At 73.0% G+C, this 21,491-nt stretch carries 18 protein-coding genes; 6 read left to right on the top strand and 12 right to left on the bottom strand.

All coding sequences use genetic code 11. From position 1 onward, the window contains the following. Window positions 1–56: 56 nt before the first annotated feature. Complete coding sequence (gene glnA, locus NP777_RS10845; protein WP_256649912.1) at window positions 57–1,466, bottom strand: type I glutamate--ammonia ligase; 1,410 nt, start codon at window positions 1,464–1,466, stop codon at window positions 57–59. Between the two features lie 254 nt (window positions 1,467–1,720). Here glnA and NP777_RS10850 point away from each other — a divergent pair, with 254 nt between their 5' ends. Continuing rightward, window positions 1,721–2,188 carry an RDD family protein gene (locus tag NP777_RS10850; protein WP_256649913.1) on the top strand — a complete coding sequence of 156 codons (468 nt, stop codon included), beginning with the start codon at window positions 1,721–1,723 and terminating at the stop codon, window positions 2,186–2,188. A 108-nt stretch (window positions 2,189–2,296) separates the two neighbouring features. Here the strand turns inward: NP777_RS10850 and NP777_RS10855 are convergent, their stop codons facing one another. The 4 genes from NP777_RS10855 to lipB form a co-directional block, all read right to left on the bottom strand. Beyond that, window positions 2,297–2,977 carry a DUF4191 domain-containing protein gene (locus tag NP777_RS10855; RefSeq protein WP_256649914.1) on the bottom strand — a complete coding sequence of 227 codons (681 nt, stop codon included), beginning with the start codon at window positions 2,975–2,977 and terminating at the stop codon, window positions 2,297–2,299. Between the two features lie 10 nt (window positions 2,978–2,987). Next, a complete protein-coding gene (locus tag NP777_RS10860) occupies window positions 2,988–3,185 on the bottom strand; it encodes an SCO2195 family GlnR-regulated protein (protein ID WP_020871972.1) in 198 nt (65 codons plus the stop codon). Between the two features lie 254 nt (window positions 3,186–3,439). Further along, window positions 3,440–4,390, bottom strand: coding sequence for a lipoyl synthase (lipA, locus tag NP777_RS10865; RefSeq protein ID WP_256649915.1), 951 nt, complete (start codon window positions 4,388–4,390; stop codon window positions 3,440–3,442). A 192-nt stretch (window positions 4,391–4,582) separates the two neighbouring features. Further along, window positions 4,583–5,407, bottom strand: a complete 825-nt coding sequence (gene lipB / locus NP777_RS10870; protein WP_391858479.1) for a lipoyl(octanoyl) transferase LipB — start codon at window positions 5,405–5,407, stop codon at window positions 4,583–4,585. A gap of 204 nt (window positions 5,408–5,611) precedes the next feature. Between lipB and NP777_RS10875 the strand changes: the two genes are divergently transcribed. Beyond that, complete coding sequence (locus NP777_RS10875; RefSeq protein WP_256649916.1) at window positions 5,612–7,285, top strand: regulator; 1,674 nt, start codon at window positions 5,612–5,614, stop codon at window positions 7,283–7,285. 14 nt (window positions 7,286–7,299) lie between these two features. Here the strand turns inward: NP777_RS10875 and NP777_RS10880 are convergent, their stop codons facing one another. Continuing rightward, window positions 7,300–8,061, bottom strand: coding sequence for an ArsR/SmtB family transcription factor (locus tag NP777_RS10880; RefSeq protein ID WP_256649917.1), 762 nt, complete (start codon window positions 8,059–8,061; stop codon window positions 7,300–7,302). Window positions 8,062–8,415: 354 nt separating this feature from the next. Here NP777_RS10880 and NP777_RS10885 point away from each other — a divergent pair, with 354 nt between their 5' ends. Further along, window positions 8,416–9,663 (top strand): MFS transporter, encoded by a 1,248-nt coding sequence (locus tag NP777_RS10885; RefSeq protein ID WP_256649918.1) that lies wholly within the window; start codon window positions 8,416–8,418, stop codon window positions 9,661–9,663. A gap of 796 nt (window positions 9,664–10,459) precedes the next feature. Here NP777_RS10885 and NP777_RS10890 read toward each other — a convergent pair. Next, complete coding sequence (locus NP777_RS10890) at window positions 10,460–11,791, bottom strand: NAD(P)/FAD-dependent oxidoreductase (RefSeq protein WP_256649919.1); 1,332 nt, start codon at window positions 11,789–11,791, stop codon at window positions 10,460–10,462. A 302-nt stretch (window positions 11,792–12,093) separates the two neighbouring features. Then, on the bottom strand, window positions 12,094–12,984 hold the full coding sequence (locus tag NP777_RS10895; protein ID WP_256649920.1) for a TIGR01777 family oxidoreductase: 891 nt from the start codon (window positions 12,982–12,984) through the stop codon (window positions 12,094–12,096). A 67-nt stretch (window positions 12,985–13,051) separates the two neighbouring features. On the opposite strand from NP777_RS10895, the gene NP777_RS10900 reads away from it, so the two are divergent. Further along, entirely contained in the window at window positions 13,052–13,591 is a 540-nt protein-coding gene (locus tag NP777_RS10900) for a GNAT family N-acetyltransferase (protein ID WP_256649921.1), read from the top strand. A 37-nt stretch (window positions 13,592–13,628) separates the two neighbouring features. Here NP777_RS10900 and NP777_RS10905 read toward each other — a convergent pair whose 3' ends face one another. Further along, window positions 13,629–14,150 (bottom strand): DUF4240 domain-containing protein, encoded by a 522-nt coding sequence (locus tag NP777_RS10905; RefSeq protein WP_256650192.1) that lies wholly within the window; start codon window positions 14,148–14,150, stop codon window positions 13,629–13,631. Window positions 14,151–14,324: 174 nt separating this feature from the next. Between NP777_RS10905 and NP777_RS10910 the strand changes: the two genes are divergently transcribed. Next, window positions 14,325–15,245 (top strand): SDR family oxidoreductase, encoded by a 921-nt coding sequence (locus NP777_RS10910; RefSeq protein ID WP_256649922.1) that lies wholly within the window; start codon window positions 14,325–14,327, stop codon window positions 15,243–15,245. 24 nt (window positions 15,246–15,269) lie between these two features. Here the strand turns inward: NP777_RS10910 and NP777_RS10915 are convergent, their stop codons facing one another. The 3 genes from NP777_RS10915 to NP777_RS10925 all read right to left on the bottom strand — a co-directional run bounded on the left by NP777_RS10915 (window position 15,270) and on the right by NP777_RS10925 (window position 19,889). Beyond that, entirely contained in the window at window positions 15,270–16,235 is a 966-nt protein-coding gene (locus NP777_RS10915; RefSeq protein WP_256649923.1) for a helix-turn-helix transcriptional regulator, read from the bottom strand. 263 nt (window positions 16,236–16,498) lie between these two features. Then, on the bottom strand, window positions 16,499–19,174 hold the full coding sequence (gene aceE, locus NP777_RS10920; RefSeq protein WP_256649924.1) for a pyruvate dehydrogenase (acetyl-transferring), homodimeric type: 2,676 nt from the start codon (window positions 19,172–19,174) through the stop codon (window positions 16,499–16,501). 91 nt (window positions 19,175–19,265) lie between these two features. Then, window positions 19,266–19,889: a GntR family transcriptional regulator gene (locus tag NP777_RS10925; RefSeq protein ID WP_256649925.1), complete on the bottom strand. Its 624-nt coding sequence runs from the start codon at window positions 19,887–19,889 to the stop codon at window positions 19,266–19,268. Between the two features lie 196 nt (window positions 19,890–20,085). On the opposite strand from NP777_RS10925, the gene NP777_RS10930 reads away from it, so the two are divergent. Next, window positions 20,086–21,399: a phytase gene (locus NP777_RS10930; RefSeq protein ID WP_256649926.1), complete on the top strand. Its 1,314-nt coding sequence runs from the start codon at window positions 20,086–20,088 to the stop codon at window positions 21,397–21,399. Window positions 21,400–21,491: the final 92 nt, after the last annotated feature.

The following is a 21,491-nucleotide window of genomic DNA, read 5'->3' on the forward strand; positions in this document are numbered from 1 at the left end:
TCGGGGCGGTGGCGGGGGCTCGGACGGAGCCGGAGGGCGCACGGAGCGCGCACGGCTCACACGTCGAAGTACAGCTCGAACTCGTGCGGGTGCGGACGCAGCTGCAGCGGGGCGATCTCGTTGGTGCGCTTGTAGTCGATCCAGGTCTCGATCAGGTCGGAGGTGAAGACCCCGCCCTGGAGGAGGAACTCGTGGTCGGCCTCGAGGGAGTCGAGGACGGCCGGGAGGGAGGTCGGGACCTGCGGGACGCCCGCGTGCTCCTCGGGGGCCAGCTCGTAGAGGTCCTTGTCGATCGGCTCGGCCGGCTCGATCTTGTTCTTGATGCCGTCCAGACCCGCGAGGAGCAGGGCGGAGAAGGCCAGGTACGGGTTGCCGGAGGAGTCCGGGGCGCGGAACTCCACGCGCTTGGCCTTCGGGTTGGAGCCGGTGATCGGGATACGCATCGCGGCGGAGCGGTTACGCTGCGAGTACACCAGGTTGACCGGGGCCTCGAAGCCCGGGACCAGGCGGTGGTACGAGTTCACCGTCGGGTTGGTGAAGGCCAGCAGCGACGGGGCGTGCTTGAGGATGCCGCCGATGTAGTAGCGGGCGGTGTCCGACAGACCCGCGTAGCCCTGCTCGTCGTAGAAGAGCGGGGAGCCGCCCTGCCACAGCGACTGGTGGACGTGCATGCCCGAGCCGTTGTCACCGAAGATCGGCTTCGGCATGAAGGTCGCGGTCTTGCCGTTCTTCCACGCCACGTTCTTGACGATGTACTTGAACAGCATCAGGTCGTCGGCCGCGGCCAGCAGCGTGTTGAACTTGTAGTTGATCTCGGCCTGGCCGGCGGTGCCCACCTCGTGGTGCTGGCGCTCGACCTGGAGGCCGGCCCGGTCCAGCTCGAGGCTGATCTCGGCGCGCAGGTCGGCGAAGTGGTCGACCGGCGGGGTCGGGAAGTAGCCGCCCTTGTAGCGGACCTTGTAACCACGGTTGTCCTGAAGCGCACCGGTGTTCCAGGCGCCCGCCTCGGAGTCGATGTGGTAGAAGGACTCGTTCGCCTTGGTGTCGAAGCGCACGCTGTCGAAGACGTAGAACTCCGCCTCCGGGCCGAAGTACGCGGTGTCCGCGATGCCGGTGGAGGCGAGGTAGGCCTCGGCCTTCTTGGCGATGTTGCGCGGGTCGCGGCTGTACTGCTCGCCCGTGATCGGGTCGTGGATGAAGAAGTTGATGTTGAGGGTCTTGTCCCGGCGGAACGGGTCGACACGCGCCGTGGAGAGGTCGGCACGCAGGGCCATGTCCGACTCGTGGATCGCCTGGAAGCCGCGGATCGACGAGCCGTCGAAGGCCAGCTCCTCGTGCGGGTCGAACGCCTCCGCCGGTACGGTGAAGTGCTGCATGACGCCGGGAAGGTCACAGAAGCGGACGTCGACGAACTTCACGTCCTCGTCCGAGATGAACTTCCGAGCGTCGTCGGCGTTCTGGAACATCCAACTCCTCCTAGCCCGGCCGCGGTGGGACGGGGATATGTCCGGTGGCGCGATTCCATGTGCGGTGGCGCGCTCCCGCCGACCATAGGCAGACGGGATTTCCCGGGCATGACCCATTTGTTTCACCCAGGTTAACCGGCTCGAGGGTGCTCGCGGGCCCTCGTGACCTCGGAAAAGGCGCCGTACGGGGTCGCGGGGACCGCTGGGAAGGGGTCCGGCCGGGGGAACGTATGCGGTCGCAGTAACGTAGACGGGTGGACAAGAGGCAAGCAATCGGATCGTGGCTTTCCGGGCCCCGCGCGGCCGCCGAGGAGATGGGCGTCGACTTCGGCTACCGGGGTCAGGGCCTCGGTCTTCCCGAGAGCGGACCGGGCTCCATCGCGCCGCTGGGCCGCCGTTTCGGGGCGCTCTTCATCGACTGGGGCCTGTGCCTGCTGGTCTCCTACGCGCTGCTCTCCGGCCGTGACGCCCAGGTCGCCGGGAACTGGGCGCTGCTGGTCTTCCTGGCGCTGAGCCTGGTCACCGTGGGCACCGTCGGCGCCACCCCCGGCAAGCTGCTGCTGAAGCTGCGGGTCATCGGTGAGGGCGGGGTGCGGCTGAGCCTGCCGCGGGCCGTGCTGCGCAGTGTGCTGCTGGTGCTGGTCATTCCGGCGGTGGTCTGGGACCGCGACACCCGCGGACTGCACGACCGGCTCTCCCGCGCGGTGCAGATCCGGGTCTGAGCCCCTGCCATCGGCCAGGGATTGTGTACGACCGCGTTACCTACGAAACGGCGGCCCGGACAGAGAGTCCGGGCCGCCGTCCGGTATCCGTTTCGGTGCGGGAAGCGCTCAGCGACCCTTCGGCATCCGCATTCCCTTGGGCATCGGGCCCTTTGGAATCGGCATGTTGCTCATCAGGTCGCCCAGTGCGCGCAGCCGGTCGTTCACCACCGTGACCTGCGCGCCCGGCAGCACCCGGGGGAGCTTCAGCAGCGTGGTGCGGAGCTTCTTGATCTCGACCTGACCCTCGCCGGAGCCGACGATCACATCGTGGACCGGGACGTCCGCGACGATGCGCGCCATCTTCTTCTTCTCGGCGGCCAGCATGCCCTTGAGCCGGTTCGGGTTGCCCTCGGCGACCAGCACCACGCCCGCCTTGCCCACCGCGCGGTGGATGACGTCCTGGCTGCGGTTCATCGCCACCGCGGGGGTCACCGACCAGCCGCGCCCCACGTTCTCCAGCACCGCGGCGGCCGCGCCCGGCTGGCCCTCCATCTGTCCGAAGGCGGCCCGCTCGGCACGGCGGCCGAAAATGATCGCCATCGCGAGGAAGGCCAGGACGAAGCCCAGGATGCCCAGGAAGATCGGGTGGCCGATCCAGAAGCCGATCGCGAGAAGGACACCGAAGGTGACAATCCCCACGCCGGCGACGACAAGTGTGACCTTCGGGTCGACCCGTTTGGTCATCTTGTAGGTCAGGGCGATCTGCTTCAGCCGCCCGGGGTTCTCGGATGTTTCCTTCCTCGCCATACAGCGAAGTTTACGTGGCCTGGGAAGCCCCGGTGGACACGGCCTCCAGCACGTGTTCCGCCTCGTCCCGGTCCTTGGCCCGGCGCCGGTCCTCGAGCACGGCCGTCCAGGCGTTGCGGCGGGCGGTGCGCTGCCCGCCGCGCAGCAGCAGACCTTCCAGGACGAGGAGCGCGTCGGTGACGGACGGGCGTACGGGCGCAGCCGGCATGGATACCCCTCGGAAGCGGCGGATGATCGCTACGCACAACGTATAAGCAGTGCGTGGCTCAATCGTTACCCAATGGTGTTACCAGTGCGTGACTGGCCGGTCAAACACCGATGAAGCCCTGCTGTGGCCCGTATTCCGCCCTTGACCTGCGGCGTTCTCAAAGCCCTCGAACCTCCGTGTGCTCGCAATCACACAGCGTGTTGCTCACACGGCCGGCCGCCGACGGAACGTGACGGCGGACCGGCGACGGAGAGTCAGACGGCCGGAGAAGCCACCGCGACATTGCGCCGCTCGATGGCCTGCTGGTACAGACGGCCGGCGCGGTACGAGGAGCGGACCAGCGGGCCGGACATGACGCCCGCGTAACCGATCTCCTCCGCCTCCTCCTTGAGCTCCACGAACTCCTGGGGCTTGGCCCAGCGCTCCACAGGGTGGTGCCGCGGCGAGGGCCGCAGGTACTGGGTGATGGTGATCAGCTCGCAGCCCGCGTCATGGAGGTCCTGGAGCGCCTGGCTGATCTCCTCGCGCTCCTCGCCCATGCCCAGGATCAGGTTGGACTTGGTGACCAGACCCGCCTCGCGCGCCTTGGTGATCACCTCGAGCGAGCGCTCGTAACGGAAGCCGGGGCGGATGCGCTTGAAGATCCGCGGCACCGTCTCGACGTTGTGCGCGAGCACTTCGGGACGGGCCGAGAAGACCTCGGCGAGCTGCTCGGGGACCGCGTTGAAGTCCGGGATCAGCAGCTCCACACCGGTGTCCGGCATCAGGGAGTGGATCTGGCGCACGGTCTCCGCGTAGAGCCAGGCGCCGCCGTCCTCCAGGTCGTCACGGGCGACGCCGGTGATGGTCGCGTACTTCAGCTCCATGGTGCGTACGGATTCGGCCACCCGGCGCGGCTCGTCGCGGTCCAGCGCCTGCGGCTTGCCGGTGTCGATCTGGCAGAAGTCGCAGCGCCGGGTGCACTGGTCGCCGCCGATGAGGAAGGTCGCCTCGCGGTCCTCCCAGCACTCATAGATGTTCGGACAGCCCGCCTCCTGGCACACGGTGTGCAGGCCCTCCCGCTTCACCAGGCCGTGCAGCTCGGTGTACTCGGGGCCCATCTTCGCCCGGGTCTTGATCCACTCGGGCTTGCGCTCGATGGGGGTCTGGCTGTTCCGGACCTCCAGGCGCAGCATCTTGCGTCCGTCGGGTGCGACTGCGGACACGTCCGGCACTCCTCTTTGCTTGACTCTGCTTGGCGGCTCGGCGTGGCGAGTTCGCCGGCGGGCTTTCGAATCGTCGGCGGTCACCAGGGTACGCCCGTGGTTCGTACGGATTTACGTCCAGGGCAACCGAAGGCGGCGAGGACGCATTCCCGCCCGTGCCGTCCCGGAACGGCCCGGGTGGGCCCGGGAGGGTCAGACCGCGCGCGGCAGCGGGACGGCGGACTCCAGGACGTCCCGCAGATGCCGCTCGACCACCGGCAGCACCTCGGCGATCGGCACATCCCGGCCCAGCTCCTCCGAGAGCGAGGTCACACCCGCGTCCCGGATGCCGCACGGCACGATCCGGTCGAACCAGGTGTTGTCCGGATTGCAGTTGAGCGAGAAGCCGTGCATCGTCACGCCCTTGGCGATCCGCACCCCGATGGCGGCCAGCTTGCGGTCCTCGCGGCGCTGCCCGGCGTTGGACGGGGCGTACTCAGGACCGTTCAGCCGTGCGTCGAACTCCTCGTCCGCCAGCCGCGGATCGAAGTCCAGTTTCAGCCCGCCGAGCGCGGGGCGCTGGTCCACCGGGTCGCCCAGCACCCACACCCCGCTGCGGCCCTCGACCCGGGTGGTCTCCAGACCGAACTCCGCACAGGTGCGCAGCAGCGCCTCCTCCAGGCGGCGGACGTGCGCGATGACGTCCACCGGGCGCGGCAGCTTGAGGATCGGATAGCCGACCAGCTGGCCCGGACCATGCCAGGTGATCTTGCCGCCGCGGTCGACGTCCACCACCGGGGTGCCGTCCAGCGGGCGCTCGCTGTCGGCCGTGCGCCGCCCGGCCGTGTAGACCGGCGGGTGCTCCAGCAGCAGGCAGGTGTCGGGGATCTCGTCCGCGAAGCGGGCGGCGTGCACCCGGCGCTGCTCCTGCCACGCCTCCTCGTAGTCCACGGCGTCCGCGCCGAATCCCAGGTGGACGTAAGCCAGCGCCGATGAACCGGGGGCCGACCCCGGGGAAGACGTGGTCACGGCGGTCACGGCAAGCTCCTTCTCGACCCGCGTCGGATGGGTGGCGGAGCCTCGCGGCGGCGCCCCCGCCACTGTACGACCGCGTCCCCTTACGTCCGCACCCGGCTCGTTCTCACACGATCGGATGAATGGAGCCGGACGGCCACGATCAGCCCTCGAGCGGCGGTTACATTCGCGCCGTTCCACAGAGCGATCAGGGAGACCGGCAGGCTGATGACGGAACGACCCCCGCAGCGCATTCCCAATCGTCAGCTCGCCGCGCTCATCGCCGAGGCGGGCTTCTCCAACGCAGGGCTCGCCCGGCGGGTGGACCAGCTCGGACTGGAGCACGGCCTGGACCTGCGGTACGACAAGACATCGGTGACCCGGTGGCTGCGCGGCCAGCAGCCGCGCGGCACCACCCCGGCGCTGATCGCCGAGGTGTTCACCCGGCGGCTGGGACGCCGGCTGACCGCCCAGGACCTGGGCCTGGACGCGTGCGCGCCCGTCTACGCGGGGCTGGAGTTCGCCGCCACCCCGCAGGAGGCGGTGGACATCGTCAGCGGGCTGTGGCGCAAGGACTCCGGGAGCCATGCGGAGCTGCGCAAGATCGCGTTCACCCCGGCGGGTCTCGTCGTCCCGAGCCGCGACTGGCTGATCGGGCGGCCCGACGACCGGGTGGCGCGCGGTGAGCCACCGGCGGGGGCCCCTCCGGCGGGGGCGGCGGCGGGAGCCGGGGCCGGGCCGGGGGCCGGGGCGGCCGGGGCCGGGGTCGGGCGGCTGCCCGCGCAGGGCGGCCGGGCGGGCGGCCCGGTGGGCGGCCCCGCCGGGGCGGCCGCGGGGCGCGCGGTCGGCCAGGGCGCGCATGGCGCCCATGGCGCCCATGGCGCCCAGGGACCTCACGGGGCTCATGGCACCCATGGCCCTCAGAGCGCCCATGGTCCGCACGGCCGGACGCCGCTGCCCCGCCAGCGGCGCCACGACCGCGACCGGCGCGGCCCTGGCTACCGGGTGACCACCGGCGACATCGCGGCCCTGCGCTCGGTCGGCGAGCTGTTCGCGGCGCTGGACCAGACGTACGGCGGCGGCCACGCCCGGCAGGCACTGGTGCGCTATCTCGAGCACGAGGGCGAGCCGATGCTGCGCGGCTCGTACAACGAGGCGACCGGGCGGCGGCTGTTCGGGGCGATCGCCGATCTGACCCGGCTGGCCGGATGGACCTCGTTCGACATCGCCGCCCACGGTCTGGCGCAGCGCTACTTCGTGCAGGCGCTGCGGCTGGCGCAGGCGGCCGGGGACCGCACGTACGGCAGCTATGTGCTGGTCACGATGAGCCGCCAGGCCGTCTATCTCGGCCATGGGCGGGAGGCCGTACAGCTGGCCCGGGTGGCCCAGCAGGGGGTCGGCGGCGGCGCCCCGCCGGTGCTCCAGTCGCTGCTGCACGCGATCGAGGCGCGCGGCCACGGTGTGCTGGGCGAGGTGCGCGCGTGCACCGCCTCGCTCGCCCGCGCCGAGCGGTCGCTGGAGGCGGCCCGGCCGGGGGACGAGGTGCCGTACTGGGCGCGGCTGTTCGACGAGGCGCAGCTGGCCGACGAATTCGGCCACTGCCACCGCGATCTGCAGCAGTACCGCGCCGCCGCCCAGCACGCGGAGCGCTCCCTCCAGCTCCACGGCGCCGGTTTCGCCCGCAGCCGGCTGTTCTGCCGGGTGGTGCTGGCGACGGCGCGGCTGGGCCTCGGCGAGCTGGAGCAGGCGTGCCGGCTGGGCGCGGAGGCGGCGCAGCAGGCGTCGGAGATGCGGTCGGTGCGGGCGGCGGAGTACGTACGGGACTTCGAGCGCCGTCTGGAGCCGTACCGGGACGCGGCACCGGTACGGGGCTACCGGGAGCGGGTGGCGGCGCTGGGGTAGCGGCCCGCCGCCGCTCAGGCGTCCAGCACGACGCCGAAGGTGCGCTCCAGACCGGTGCGGCCGGCATCGGTCAGGTTGATCACGCGGCGGCGGCTGTCACGGCGGATCCAGTCCAGCGCGAAGAGCCGGTCCGTCAGGGCGGCTCCCAGCGCCCCGGCGAGGTGGTGGCGCTGCTCGGTCCAGTCGACGCAGTAGCGGATCAGCTGGCGGCGCCCGGCGAGCTGGTCCGCGTCCACGCCGAAGGCCGCCAGCTCCGTGCGCCCCGGGGCCGTCAGCCGGTACGCGGTGTCCTTGCCCGGGGCCGAGAGCCGGTCGTTCTCCGCCGTCTCGGGGTGGAAGCGCCCGTCGCCGCCCTCCAGGACCCCGCGCTCCAGCAGCGCCGCCATCAGGGCCACCCCGAGGGCGCCCGCGACATGGTCGTAGCAGGTGCGCGCCCGGCGCAGGGCGTGTGCGTGGGTGCTCTGCCGCAGCGAGGTGACGGGCAGCGGCGGGGCGATCCTGGCCAGCGCCTCGAGCGCCTCGCCGACGGCGGGACCGCTCAGCCGGTAGTACCGATGCCGCCCATGCCGCTCGACCCGCACCACCCCGGCCTCCAGCAACTTGGCCAGATGCCCACTCACCGTGGACGCGCTGACCCCGGCCTCGCCCGCCAGCACACTGGCGGGTAGCGCCCGCCCCTCCAGCAGCGCCCGCAGAACGCGCGCACGGGACGGATCGGCGATCGCCGCGGCCGCGCGAGCGATGTCGGCGTCACGGGCATCCGTGGTGGTGGCCATGGTTCCAGCGTAGGACGGGGTCGCTTCGGCGAGGGCCGAAGTGTGCCGGACCGGACCGGGCCGGGGCAGGAGGCGTGTCCTGGGCGTGCCATGGTTCGGTCCCCACCGAAGCGATCAGGCATGAGGCTGGAGGCATGAGGACGTACTCCACACACCGGCCTCCGCGATCCTCGGACCCGCCCGTGGCGGGTGCCGTGCGGAAGGGGCCGCTGCTCGCCATCTGCCTGGGCTACTTCCTGGTCATCCTCGACGTCACCGTCGTCAACGTGGCCGTGCCCCGGATCGGGGCCGGGCTGGGCGCCGGGCAGGGGGCGCTGCAGGGGGCACCTCCCGGCCGAAGGCTGGGGGAGGATCGTGGACGGGTACACGCTCGTCTTCGCCGGGCTGTTGCTGCTCTGCGGTGGGCTGGGGGACCGGTTGGGCCATCGGCGGGTGTTCCTCGCCGGGCTCGGGCTGTTCACGGTGGCCTCCGCCGGATGCGCGCTCGCGCCGACCGCCGGTTTCCTGGTCGGCGCGCGGCTGGCGCAGGGGGCCGGGGCGGCGACCATGGTGCCCGCCTCGCTCGCGCTGCTCGGGGGGCTGCATCCCGAACCCGGCGCGCGGGCACGGGCGTTCGGGGTGTGGGGCGGGATCGCGGGGGTCGCCGCCGCGGCCGGTCCGGTGCTCGGCGGGGTGCTGGTGTGGGGCGTGGGCTGGCGGACCGTGTTCCTCGTCAACATCCCGCTGGGCGCGCTCGCCATCTGGCTCACCGTCCGCCGTGTGCCGGGCACGCGCCCACGCGCGGACCGTCCGCCGCTGGACCTCGCCGCCCAGCTCACCGGCGTCGTCGCGGTGGCCGCCCTGACGGCCGGGCTGAACGAGGCGGGCGGGCGCGGCTGGACCGATCCGCTGGTGCTCGGCGCGCTGGCGGCCGCGCCGCTCGCCGGGGCGCTGTTCCTGTGGCTGGAGCGGCGCGCGGCGGCCCCCGCGCTGCCCCCGCGCCTGCTGACCGGTTTCCGGTTCCCGGCCGCCCTGGCCGTGGGGGTCCTGCTCAACCTCGGCTTCTACGGGCTGCTCTTCCTCACCACCCTCTACTTCCAGCGCCACCGGGGCTGGGACCCGCTCGCCACCGGTCTGGCGCTGCTGCCGATGGGCGCGCTGGTGGCGTTCGCCTCGCCGCTGTCCGGGCGGGTCGCGGCGCGCGTCGGCACCCACGTCCCGGCCGTGGCCGGGCTGCTGACCGGAGCCGTGGGGCTGCTCGGCTGGGCGGCCGTGGGGCCGAACACGCCGTACGCGCTGCTGGTCGTGCCGCTGCTGCTGACCGGGTTCGGCACCTCGTTCACCATGCCGTCGGCGACGATCGCGGCGATGGAGGCCGCGCCGCACGAGGTGCGCGGCGCGGCGTCGGGCGCGTTCAACGCGGCGCGGCAACTGGGCAGCGCCATCGGCGTGGCCCTGTTCGGAACCCTCGCGGCGGCGTCCGCGAGCTCCGCCTTCTACGCGGGGATGCGGCTGTCCGCCGTGATCGCGGCCGGATGCTTCGTATGCGGCGCGATCCTGGCGGCGCTGTCGGGTCCCGCGGCCCGCACCGCGCCCAACGCCTCGGCTGTGGACGGTGCTTGACGCGTAGTCGTACGGCAGCCGCGGTGCCCATGTGCTGAGCCCCCCGTGAGCGTGCCGTATTCCGCGCCAGGGCGGCACGGGCCGCGGCCGGTGCCGAAGCCCGCGCCGGACCCGGCCCCCGGGACCAAGTCCGGCACGCGCGGCGAGTCGCCCAGCCCCGCGCGGGTGGCGCCGGTCGGGCCGCCGTGGGTCAGGGCGCCGGAGCCTGCGCGGGCCCGGCCCCTGGCGGGGTGTCGAAGTGGGGCGTGCCGTGTGGGTGCGAGCTGTACGGATGTCCCAGCTCCGTGGGGGTGTCGCGCCGCGGGTGCCGGTCCTCCCCGGCCGCGAGCCGCGGGCCGCTGGGGCCGCCGGGTCCTGTTCGTCGCCCGGCTTGACAGCGTCCCCGACGACCTCGGCGAGGCGGCGCTGCTGGGCGCAGGGCGCCGGAGCCCGCGCGGGCCCGGCCCCTGGCGGGGTGTCGAAGTGGGGCGTGCCGTGTGGGTGCGAGCTGTACGGATGTCCCAGCTCCGTGGGGGTGTCGCGCCGCGGGTGCCGGTCCTCCCCGGCCGCGAGCCGCGGGCCGCGAGCCGCTGGGGCCGCCGGTCAGGCCGCCGCCGGTCAGGCCGCCGGAGCCCGCGCGGACCGTGCCCCTGGTGGGGTGCCGAAGTCGGGCCTGCCGTAAGGCGCGAGCCGTACGGGAGTCTCAGCTCTCGCCGGTGCGGCGGGGCACGCCGCCGCGTCGCGGGTGCCGGTCTTCCCCGGCCGTGAGCCGTTACGGGAGCATGCCCTCAGCGGTGAGCCCCGCCAGGGCCCCGCGTCAGGCCGCAGCCGCGGGCAACGTGCCCGGATTCGCGTCGGAGCCCGAGCCGGGTGGGGCGCCGAAGTCGCTGAGGACCGCGCGGGCGGCTCGGCGGCCGGAGGCCAGGGCGCCCTGGACCGTGCTGGAGTCGCGGTGGTCGCCGCAGACATACAGCCCCGACAGCAGCCGCACCGGGCGGCGTGGGTCGTGGGGTGCGGGCATGGCCGGGACGGCGTAGGGGTCGTGGTGGGCGGCCAGCAGGTCCCAGGCCGCCGTCGACGTCCCGTACACCGCCGCCAGTTGAGCCCGGACGGCCCGGTCGAGCTCGGCGGTCGGCAGCGCGGTGGAGGCGCCCAGCACCGTGGAGGTGATCAGCACCCGGCCGGGCGGGGTGCGCGAGGGGTCCACCTCGCTGGCCACCATCGTGTGGGCCACCGGGCCCCCGCCGCCCGCGGCGAGTATCAGCGCGGGCTCGCGCAGCGGCGGCCGGTCGGCGGTGTGGTGCACCACCGTGACCGGGTGGAAGGCCGGCACCCGCAGTCCGGGCAGCAGTCCGGCCGCGTCATGTGCCCCGGTGGCCACCAGCACCGCGCGGCAGCCGAACTCGCCGTGTTCGGCGGTGGCCACGGCGGTGGTGGAGGCCGATACGGCCCGGACGCCCGTACGGACCGTCCCCGGCGGCAGCGCGGCCGCGAGCAGTTCGGGGACGGTGGACGCGCCGCCCGCCGGGAGGCAGAGGCGGCCGCGTGCGTAGCCGCGCAGCGCCAGGTCGGCGCAGCGGCTGGAGGTGGTGAGGTCCGGGTCGCTCAGCAGCGAGACGAGCAGCGGACGCAGCACCCCCTCGACCGTACGAGCAGGTAGGCCCCGCCCCCCCAGGGTCTCGGAGACCGGCCGGTCGGGGCGGGCGAGCAGGCGGTCCGCGGGCAGGGCGGCGAGCCTGCCGAGCGCGGCACCGAGTCGGGCCTGATCGAGCCCGCTGCCGAGCGGCGCGCGGGCGGCGTTCGCGAGGGCGCGTGCCGTGGTGAATGCGCCCCTCATGCTCCGGGGCGTGTCCACCCGGTGCGTACGGCCCTCGCTGTGGACCAGCACCCCCTGGGCGAAGGGGCGCAGGGCGAGGGCGCCGAGCCCCGGAGTGCGCCGCAACTCCGGGAACGAGGTGTTCATCAGATGGCCGGTGCGGTCCAGCCGGAAGCCGTCCACGGTCTCGGTGGTCATCCGTCCGCCGACATGGGGCGCGGCCTCGAGCACCGTGACCGCGACTCCCGCGCCGGTCAGCCGATGGGCCGCGGCCAGCCCCGCGAGCCCGGCGCCGACGATGACGACGTCCGTGCGGTGCGCGTGCTTGAGCACGTGTCCTCCCCGAGGTCGGTGCGTCCGTCACGGGGGCTGCTGCCCCGACCGGCGGTCCGGATGCGTGGGTCCCGCGAGTCGGCTCGGCGAGACGGTCTTGACAGTACGGACATAAACGGTCGATGCCAGACGCGCATCGACCGGGCACGGGCGCACACCGGTCGCACGCCAGTCGCATGCCGCCATCGAATGGTCCGCGACCGGGGAAGAACCGGAGCGGGAGGGAGAGCGGGAGGGGCGTGGGAGAGAGAGCGGGAGGGGAGCGGGAGGAGAGCGGCAGGGGCGCGGGGCGCCCAACTCGCCTACTTGAGCGCCGCCTTGATCGCCTCTTCCACATGCGGGCAGGCGAAGGTGAAGCCGGAGTCCAGAAGGCGGCGGGGGACGGCCCGGACGCTGCCGAGGACGTCCCCGGACATCTCGCCCAGGGCGACCCGCAGCGCGGGCGCGGGCACCGAGAAGAGCGTGGGACGGCCCAGCACCCGGCCCATGGCGGCCGTGATCTCGCGGTTGGTCACCGGCGTCGGCGCGGTGAGGTTGACCGGCCCGGTGAGCTCGGGCGTGTCGAGGATGTGGCGCAGCGCGGCGACATGGTCCCGCAGCGCGATAAAGCTCCAGTACTGCCGGCCGCTGCCCATCCGCCCGCCGAGCCCCAGCTTGAACAAGGGGAAGAGCTTCCCCCACGCCCCGCCCTCGGCGGAGACCACCAGACCGGTCCGGGCGAAGACCGTACGGACGCCCGCCTCCTGCGCCGCGGTCGCCGCCTCCTCCCAGTCCTGGCAGAGATCCGGAAGGAAACCGTGGCCGGGGGGCGCACTCTCGTCTACCGCGCGCTCCCCGGTGTCACCGTAGAACCCCACCGCGCTCCCGCTCACCAGCACCCGCGGCGGGGTGTCCAGCGAGGCGACCGCCTCGGCGATGGCGGCGGTGCCCAGCACCCGGCTGTCCCGGATCTCCTTCTTGTACGCGTCGGTCCAGCGCCGGTCGCCGACGCCCGCGCCCGCGAGATGGACCACGGCCGCACAGCCCATCAGCCCGGAGGTGTCCACCCACTGCCGCCGCGGGTCCCACTCCACCTCGTCCTCCGCACGCGGCGGACGCCGCACCAGACGCACCACCTGGTGGCCGTCCTCGCGCAGCGAGCGGACGAGTGCCGTGCCGATGAGCCCGGAGGAACCGGTGACCGCGATACGCATGGCCCCATCCTGCCCCCGATCACGGGAGGGATGTCGGACAACGGGCGGGCGTGGCACAGTGATCCGCATGGCCCAGCCCTACGACCCGCCCCGGCCGCCCCGGCCGTCCCAGCGGTCCGAGCTGATCATCCGACCCGCCGTGCTCGACGACGACACGGCGCTGGCCGAACTCGACCGCCGCACCTGGTCGCCCCTGCACGCCGTACAGCCGAGGCCGCAGCCGCCGTACGACCCCTTCTTCACCCTCCACAACCGCGTCGAGCAGATCCTCGTGGCCGAGCTAGCCGGGTCCCCCGTCGGCTACCTGCGGCTGGTGCCGCCGACCCCGCTGGCCTGCAACGCCCATGTCCGCCAGATCCAGGGGCTCGCGGTGGACGAGCGGATGCGGGGGAAGGGCGTGGCGCGGGCGCTGCTCGGCGCCGCGTACCGGGAGGCGCGGCGGCAGGGCGCGACCCGGATGACCCTGCGGGTGCTGGGCCACAACACCCCGGCACGGCGGCTGTACGCGTCGGAGGGGTTCGCGGTGGAGGGCGTGCTGCCGGGGGAGTTCCTGCTGGAGGGGGAGTACGTGGACGATGTGCTGATGGGGCGCCCGCTGGACGGCTGAGGCGCGAGCCCCGGGCCACCCCCGGGCAACCGGGCGGTCAGGCCCTGAACCGCTCCCACAGCCGCGGATACCGCTCCGCCAGCACCGCCTCGCTCTCGAAGTCGAGGGGCTCCCCGATCGGCTCCCGCGGCGTGGGCGAGAGCCCCAGCTCCGGCAGGGGCGCACCGGTCAGCCGCTCGTACGCCTCGTCCGCCGCGTACCCCAGGTCCTCGCAGTCGCCGTCCACCTGCTCGTCGAAGTCCTCGAGCAGTTCGGCGAGCGCGTCCGGATCGTGCAGCGCACCCTCGAAGACCTCCCGGCCCTGGCCGATCAGCCAGTAGCGGAACGCCTCGAAGGCGTCGTCGCTGACCCCGCCGAGCAGCACCCAGGCGGCGCCCCACACATCCCAGCGGTACGCCCGGTCGGAGCGGGCCTCGAAGTGCCGGGCGAAGTCCAGCACCGCGTCGGGGTCGAGCCGTGAAAGCTGCTCGACGAGCAGGTCGGACTGGTCCTCGGGGTCGCCGTCCGCGGCCTCCCGAGCGCCGTCGACCAGCCCCCAGAACTCCGTCTCGTCCATCATCACGGGACCAGGATCGGCCCTCCCGCGCACCCCCGCACGCGGAACGCGCCGGATGCGGCCGCCTCGCGATACCGGACAGCAGATGTCGGATTTCCCTGCGAAGGTCGACCCGTGGCCGACCCGGGTCGGCCACATCACCCGACACGGCATCCACATCGAGAGGACGTATGGGACGTGAGCACACAGGGCGCACTGGCGGGCCGGGTCGCGCTTGTCGCGGGGGCGACGCGCGGCGCGGGCCGGGCGATGGCCGTCGAGCTGGGGGCGGCCGGGGCCACCGTCTACGCGACGGGGCGCACCACGCGTGAGCGGGTCAGCGAGGTGGGGCGGGCCACCGAGACCATCGAGGAGACCGCGGAGCTGATCACGGCCGCGGGCGGCACGGGCGTCGCGGTCCCGGCGGACCATCTCGAGCCCGAGCAGGTCCGCGCGCTGGTGGAGCGGATCGACCGGGAGCAGGGCCGGCTGGACGTCCTGGTCAATGACGTATGGGGCGGTGAGGCGCTGATCGAGTTCGGCAAGAAGAGCTGGGAGACGAGTCTGGCGGGCGGGCTGCGGATGCTCCGGCTCGGCGTCGAGACCCACCTGATCACCAGCTACTACGCGCTGCCGCTGCTGATTCGGCACCCGGGCGGGCTGGTGGTCGAGGTGACCGACGGCAACGCGGAGTTCAACCGGACCTACCGTGAGAACCTCTTCTACGACCTCGCCAAGAACGCCCCGATCCGCACCGCCTTCGGGCTCGCGGAGGAGCTGAAGGAGTTCGACGGCACGGCGGTCAGCGTCTCGCCGGGCTTTCTGCGCTCCGAGCAGATGCTGGACCACTTCGGGGTGACGGAGGAGAACTGGCGGGACGCGGTGGAGAAGGAGCCGCACTTCGCCATCGCCGAGTCGCCGCACTACGTCGGGCGCGCGGTCGCCGCGCTCGCCGCCGACCCGGACCGGGCGCGGTGGAGCGGCAAGTCCGTGTTCAGCGGGGAGCTGGCCAAGGTCTACGGCTTCACCGATCTGGACGGCTCGCGGCCGGACGCCTTCGGCTACTTCCGGGACGTCGTCTTCGGCGGCAAGGCGGGCACGGCGGCCGACTACCGGTAAGGCCGCGCCTTGTATCCGTACGGCTCACGGGTACAGCTCCGCCGTACGGCGCGCCGCCTCCGCGAAGAGCGCCCGCAGCTCCGGCGGCCCCAGCACCTCCGCCTCCGGGCCGAGCCCGAGCAGCTGGGCGAGGGCGACCTCGTAGGACTCGACGGGCAGGGTGACGGTGAGCCGCCCCTGCCCGTCGGGCTCCCCGGCCTCGCGTACCGCCTCCTCGGCCGCCACCCGGTCCGTGACATGCGGCAGCCGCCGGGCCCCGGCCGGGGTCAGCCGTACGACGGCCCGCTCCCGCAGGATCGAGCGGGCGAACTGCTCGGCCCGCTCCTCCCAGAAGGCGGGCAGGTCGAACTCCTCGTCCCGGGTGAAGCGGGCGCCGGTCGGTTCCACGGCGGCGAAACGATCCACCCGGTAGACCCGGAAGCCGCCCTCCGCGCGGGCCGCGAGATACCAGACGCCCGCCTTGAGCACGAGCCCGTACGGTTCCAGCTCCCGCCGGACCTCCGCGTCCCGGCGCCGGTAGCGGACGGCGATCCGCAGATCGTCCCAGACCGCGTCGGCGATGCCCGGCAGCAGCTCCGGCGCCTCCGGCTCGCGCCACCAGCCCGGGGCGTCGAGGTGGAACCGCTGGGCCACCGTGTGGGAGGCGTCCCGCAGCTCCGGGACCAGCGCGGCGGACACCTTCAGCCGGGCGGCGGAGGCGGCGTCCGCGAGCCCCATCTCGCGCAGCGCGGAGGGCACACCGGACAGGAACAACGCCTCGGCCTCGGTCCGCCCGAGGCCGGTCAGCCGGGTGCGGTAGCCGCCGATGAGCCGGTAGCCCCCGGCCCGGCCCCGGTCCGCGTAGACCGGGATCCCCGCCTCGGACAGCGCGGCGGCGTCCCGCGTCACGGTTCGCTCCGAAACCTCCAGCTCCCGCGCCAGCTCGGCCCCCGTGATCGAGGGCCGAGCCTGGAGCAGAAGCACCATCTTGATGAGCCGGGCAGCACGCACGGCCCCATGATGCCGTGCCCTCCGGGCGAGCGCCGGACCATGGCGGGTGGCCCCGCCCCTGGCCCCCGGACGCCCTTCGGGCGTGTCCTCAAACGCCGGACGGGCTGAAATCAGCCCCTCCAGGGGGCACCTCCCAGCGGTAGCTGGGGGAGTTTGAGGAGCGGGGTCTGGGGCGGAGCCCCAGTTGAGGGAAGGGGCGGGAGGGGGAAGCACCTATATGCGGCTCCGCCGCGTGGCCCGCCGCGGGCGTCCCCCCGGCGCCGTCAGATGCCGTAGCGCTCCGCGGCCTCCTTGGGGGCCGTGGTGCGGACCGCGCCCTGGCGGGCGAGGCGGGACAGGGCGGTCACCACGATGGCGGGGGCGTCCACGCCGAAGTGGCGGCGGGCGGCCTCGCGGGTGTCGGAGAGGCCGAAGCCGTCCGTGCCCAGCGAGTACCAGTCCTGCTCGACCCACTGGCTGATCTGGTCGGGGACGGCCCGCATCCAGTCGCTGACGGCGAGGACCGGGCCCGGTGCGCCTGCCAGGGCACGGGTGACGTACGGGACCCGGTCTTCGCCCTTGAGCTGCGCCGCGTCACAGGACAGGGCGTCGCGGCGCAGCTCGCTCCAGGAGGTGGCGGACCACACGTCGGCGGCCACGCCCCAGTCGTCGGCGAGGAGTTTCTGGGCCTCCAGCGCCCAGTGGACGGCGGTGCCGGAGGCGAGGAGCTGGATACGGGGGGAGTCCCCGGCCGGGGCCGTGGCCTCCTGGTAGCGGTACAGGCCCTTGAGGATGCCCTCCTCGACGCCGTCACCCGACGGCATCGCCGGCTGCACCTTGGGCTCGTTGTAGACCGTCAGGTAGTAGAAGACGTCCTCGGCCTCGGGGCCGTACATCCGCCGCAGACCATCCCGCACGATCGCGCCCACCTCGTAGGCGAACGCCGGGTCGTAGGCGAGCGCCGCCGGGTTGGTGGAGGCGATCAGCGGGGAGTGGCCGTCGGCGTGCTGCAGGCCCTCGCCGGTCATCGTCGTACGGCCGGCCGTGGCGCCGATGAGGAAGCCGCGGCCGAGCTGGTCGGCCAGCGCCCACATCTGGTCGGCGGTGCGCTGCCAGCCGAACATCGAGTAGAAGATGTAGAAGGGGATCATCGGCTCGCCGTGGGTCGCGTACGACGTCGCGGCGGCGGTGAAGTCGGCCATCGAACCGGCCTCGGTGATCCCCTCGTTGAGGATCTGACCGTTCGCGGCCTCCTTGTAGTACAGGAGCTGATCGCGGTCGACCGGGTCGTAGGTCTGGCCGAGCGGAGAGTAGATCCCGGCGGTGGGGAAGAGCGACTCCATGCCGAAGGTCCGTGCCTCGTCCGGCACGATCGGCACCCAGCGCCGCCCGGTCTCCTTCTCCCGCATCAGGTCCTTGACCAGCCGGACGAAGGCCATGGTGGTGGCGATCTCCTGGCTGCCGGAGCCCTTGGCGAGCGTCTCGAACGGCTTCGCGGACGGCTCGGGCAGGGCCACCGGGTGCACCCGGCGGGCCGGGGCCGGGCCACCGAGGGCCGCGCGGCGCTCCTGGAGGTAGCGGACCTCGGGGGAGTCGGGGCCGGGGTGGACGTACGGCACGATGGCGTCGTCCAGCTCGCTGTCCGGGATGGGGAGTTCGAGGAGGTCCCGCATGGCGCGGAACTCCTTGCCCGTCAGCTTCTTCATCTGGTGGTTGGCGTTGCGCGACTCGAAGCCGGGGCCCAGCGTCCAGCCCTTGACGGTCTGGGCGAGCACCACGGTCGGGGCGCCCTTGTGCTCGACGGCCGCGCGGTACGCCGCGTACACCTTGCGCGGCTCATGGCCCGCGCGCGAGGTGTGGAAGCACTCGGCCAGCTTGGCGTCGGTGAACCCCTGGGCGAGCCGGGCCAGCTCCGGCTCGGCGCCGAAGAAGTGCTCGCGGATATAGGCCGCGTCGCGGGTCGCGTAGGTCTGGAACTGGCCGTCCGGGACCTCGCGCAGCCGGCGCACCAGCGCGCCCGTGGTGTCCTGCGCGAACAGCTCGTCCCAGGCGGAGCCCCACAGCGACTTGATCACGTTCCAGCCCGCCGCGCGGAACTGGGCCTCCAGCTCCTGCACGATCTTGAAGTTGGCCCGCACCGGGCCGTCGAGGCGCTGGAGGTTGCAGTTGATGACGAAGGTGAGGTTGTCCAGGCCCTCGCGCCCGGCCAGGGCGAGCGCGGCCGTCGACTCCGGCTCGTCCATCTCGCCGTCGCCGAGGAAGGCCCATACGTGGGAGTTCGCGGTGTCCTTGATGCCGCGCGCCGCCAGATAGCGGTTGAAGCGGGCCTGGTAGATCGCGGAGATCGGGCCGAGCCCCATCGAGACGGTGGGGAACTCCCACAGCCAGGGCAGCCGGCGCGGATGCGGATAGGACGGCAGGCCGTCGCCGCCCGCCTCGCGGCGGAAGTGGTCCAGGTGGTGCTCGGTCAGCCGCCCGTCGAGGAAGGCGCGGGCGTAGATGCCGGGGGAGGCGTGGCCCTGGATGTAGAGCTGGTCGCCGCTGCCGTCCGCCTCCTTGCCGCGGAAGAAGTGCTGGAAGCCCGTCTCGTAGAGCCAGGCGGCGGAGGCGAAGGTGGCGATGTGACCGCCGAGGCCGTCCCGGCTGCCGCGGGTGACCATCGCCGCCGCGTTCCACCGGTTCCAGGCGGTGATGCGGCGCTCCATGGCCTCGTCGCCCGGGAACGCGGGCTCGGCGGCGGTCGGAATGGTGTTGAGGTAGTCCGACTCCAGCAGGGGCGGCAGCGCGAGCCCGGCGCTCTCGGCGCGCTCCAGGGTGCGGCGCATGAGGTACGAGGCGCGGTGCGACCCGGCCGCCCGGGTGACGGCGTCCAGGGAGGCGCCCCATTCGGCGGTCTCCTCCGGGTCACGGTCGGGGAGCTGGTCGAGCGCCCTCGGCTGCGTGCGTGCGAGATCGGTCATGAAATAACCGTAAGACTGATCGATGATCGATCAAAGCTCTGCCAAGGAAAAAGTGCTCCGCAAGCCGAAATTGGCATTCCGTGCCGCGAAACTAGGCACGCGGTGCACAGCCGAGGACGTGCTCCTTGACCAGTTCGCCGACCCGCGGATCCCGCCGCCTGAAGGCGTCCACCACCGCCTGGTGCTCCTCGGCGTAGGACTGCTGGACGGTGCCCAGCCAGCGGATCGACAGCGTCGTCCAGATCTCGATGCCCAGCGACTCCCAGGTGTGCAGCAGCACGCTGTTGCCCGACGCCCGCACCAGCTCCCGGTGGAACGCCACGGTGTGCCGGACCTGCGCCTCCCCGTCGGCCGTGCGGTCCGCCTCGTACAGCGCCCGCACCTCGGGCTCCAGCGCTGAGGTGTCCTCGGCCAGCGCGGGCGCGGCCAGCTCCGCCGCCATCTGCTCGAGCCCGGCCCGCACCGGATAGATCTCCTCCAGATCGGCGGCGGTCAGATTCCGCACCCGGACGCCCTTGTTCGGCGCCGACTCGATCAGCCGCAGCGACTCCAGCTCCCGCAGCGCCTCCCGTACGGGCGTCTGGCTGACCTCCAGCTCGGTGGCGATCCGGCGCTCCACGATCCGCTCGCCCGGCTTCCAGCGGCCGCTGACGATGCCCTCCACGATGTGCTCGCGGATCTGCTCGCGCAGCGAGTGGACGACGGGCGCGGCCATGGGGGACTCCTTAGAACCAGCGGTGAACGGAATTCATTATCCAGGCAGCGAAAGCGAAGAGGTCCCGGACGCGATGAGGACCCGTCATCCGCCCCGGCCTGTTCACGATCCGCCCCCCGGGCGGCCATCTGCGTTTGCATGCACGCGTCACCGAACCACGCCAGCATTCCCGTCGGCCACCCCCGGAAAGGCACTCATGTCTCACCCTCCCACGTCACGTCACAAGCGCTGGCTGACGATCGCCGCCGTCGCCGTGGTGACCGCGGCCGCGGCCGCGCCCGCCGAGGCCGGCACCCCGGTCGCCGAGGTCACCGCCACCGCGGAGACCCCCACTCTCTTCGACGACGCGGCCGGCGGCGACGCCAGCGCCGACGACCCGGCGATCTGGCGCGACCCGGACGACCCCACCCGGAGCCTGGTGCTCGGCACCGCCAAGGTCGGCGGGCTGCGGGTGTACGACCTCGCCGCGCGTGAGGTGCAGTCGCTTCCCGCGCCCAAGGCGCCCGGCGCGGGCGACAAGCCGGGCCGCATCAACAACGTGGACGTCATCGAGGGCACCGACCTCGCCGTCGCCACCGACCGCGGCCGCGACAAGCTCGTGGTGTACAGCGTCGATCCGGGCCGCGGCACGGGCCCGGTCAAGGACGTCACGGCCCAGGACTCCGCCCCGTACATCTTCTCGGCCGACCAGGACGAGGTGAACAAGCAGGCCACCGCCTACGGCCTGGCCAGTTGGAAGGACCGGAAGACCGGCCGGATCCACGCCGTGGTCACCCAGGAGACCACCAACAAGGTCGCCCTGCTGGAGCTGACGAAGGAGGCGGGCGGCACCTACGGCTACCGCACGATCCGCACCATCGGCATCCCCACCGCCTTCACGCTGCCCAACGGCAAGCGCTGGGCCCCCTGTGAGGACCCCGGCGAGCAGCCCTACCTCGAGGGCATGCGGGTCGACCCCGCGAACGGCATGCTGTACGCGGGCCAGGAGGACGTGGGGGTCTGGCGGATGCGCGCCGACCTCACCGGCGAGCCCACCCTGATCGACAAGGTCAAGGACTACGGCGTGCCCTACACCCAGGACCCCGGCACCGGTGAGTGCGTCCCCGGTGAGGACCCCGGTTTCGGCGGTGACCACCTCGTCGCGGACGTCGAGGGCATCACCCTGCTCGAAAGGCCGGGCGGCGGAGGCTACGTCGTCGTCTCCAGCCAGGGCGACAGCACCTTCGCGATGTACGACCGCGACCCGGCCAAGGGCAACGCGTTCGTCCGGAGCTTCCGGGTCGTCGCGGGACGCGGCGAGGGCGCGATCGACGGTGCCGACGGCACCGACAGCCTGGACATCGTCAACGAGTCCTTCGGCGGGAAGTACCCCCAGGGACTCGCCGTGATCCAGGACGCCCCGGACACCCCCACCGTCGACGGCGATGACGGTGAGCCGCGCGAGGGCTCCAACTACAAGTACGTCGACCTGCGGAACCTGTCCGCCGCCACCGGGCTCGGCTTCCGCTGACGGTCCGCTTGCCGACGGCCCGGTGAACCACCGGCGCCCCCGCCCGGAAGAGATCCGGGCGGGGGCGCCGCCGTATGCGGGGACCGGGGGGA

The sequence above is a fragment of the Streptomyces rugosispiralis genome (genome assembly GCF_024505145.1).
Lineage (GTDB): Bacteria > Actinomycetota > Actinomycetes > Streptomycetales > Streptomycetaceae > Streptomyces > Streptomyces rugosispiralis.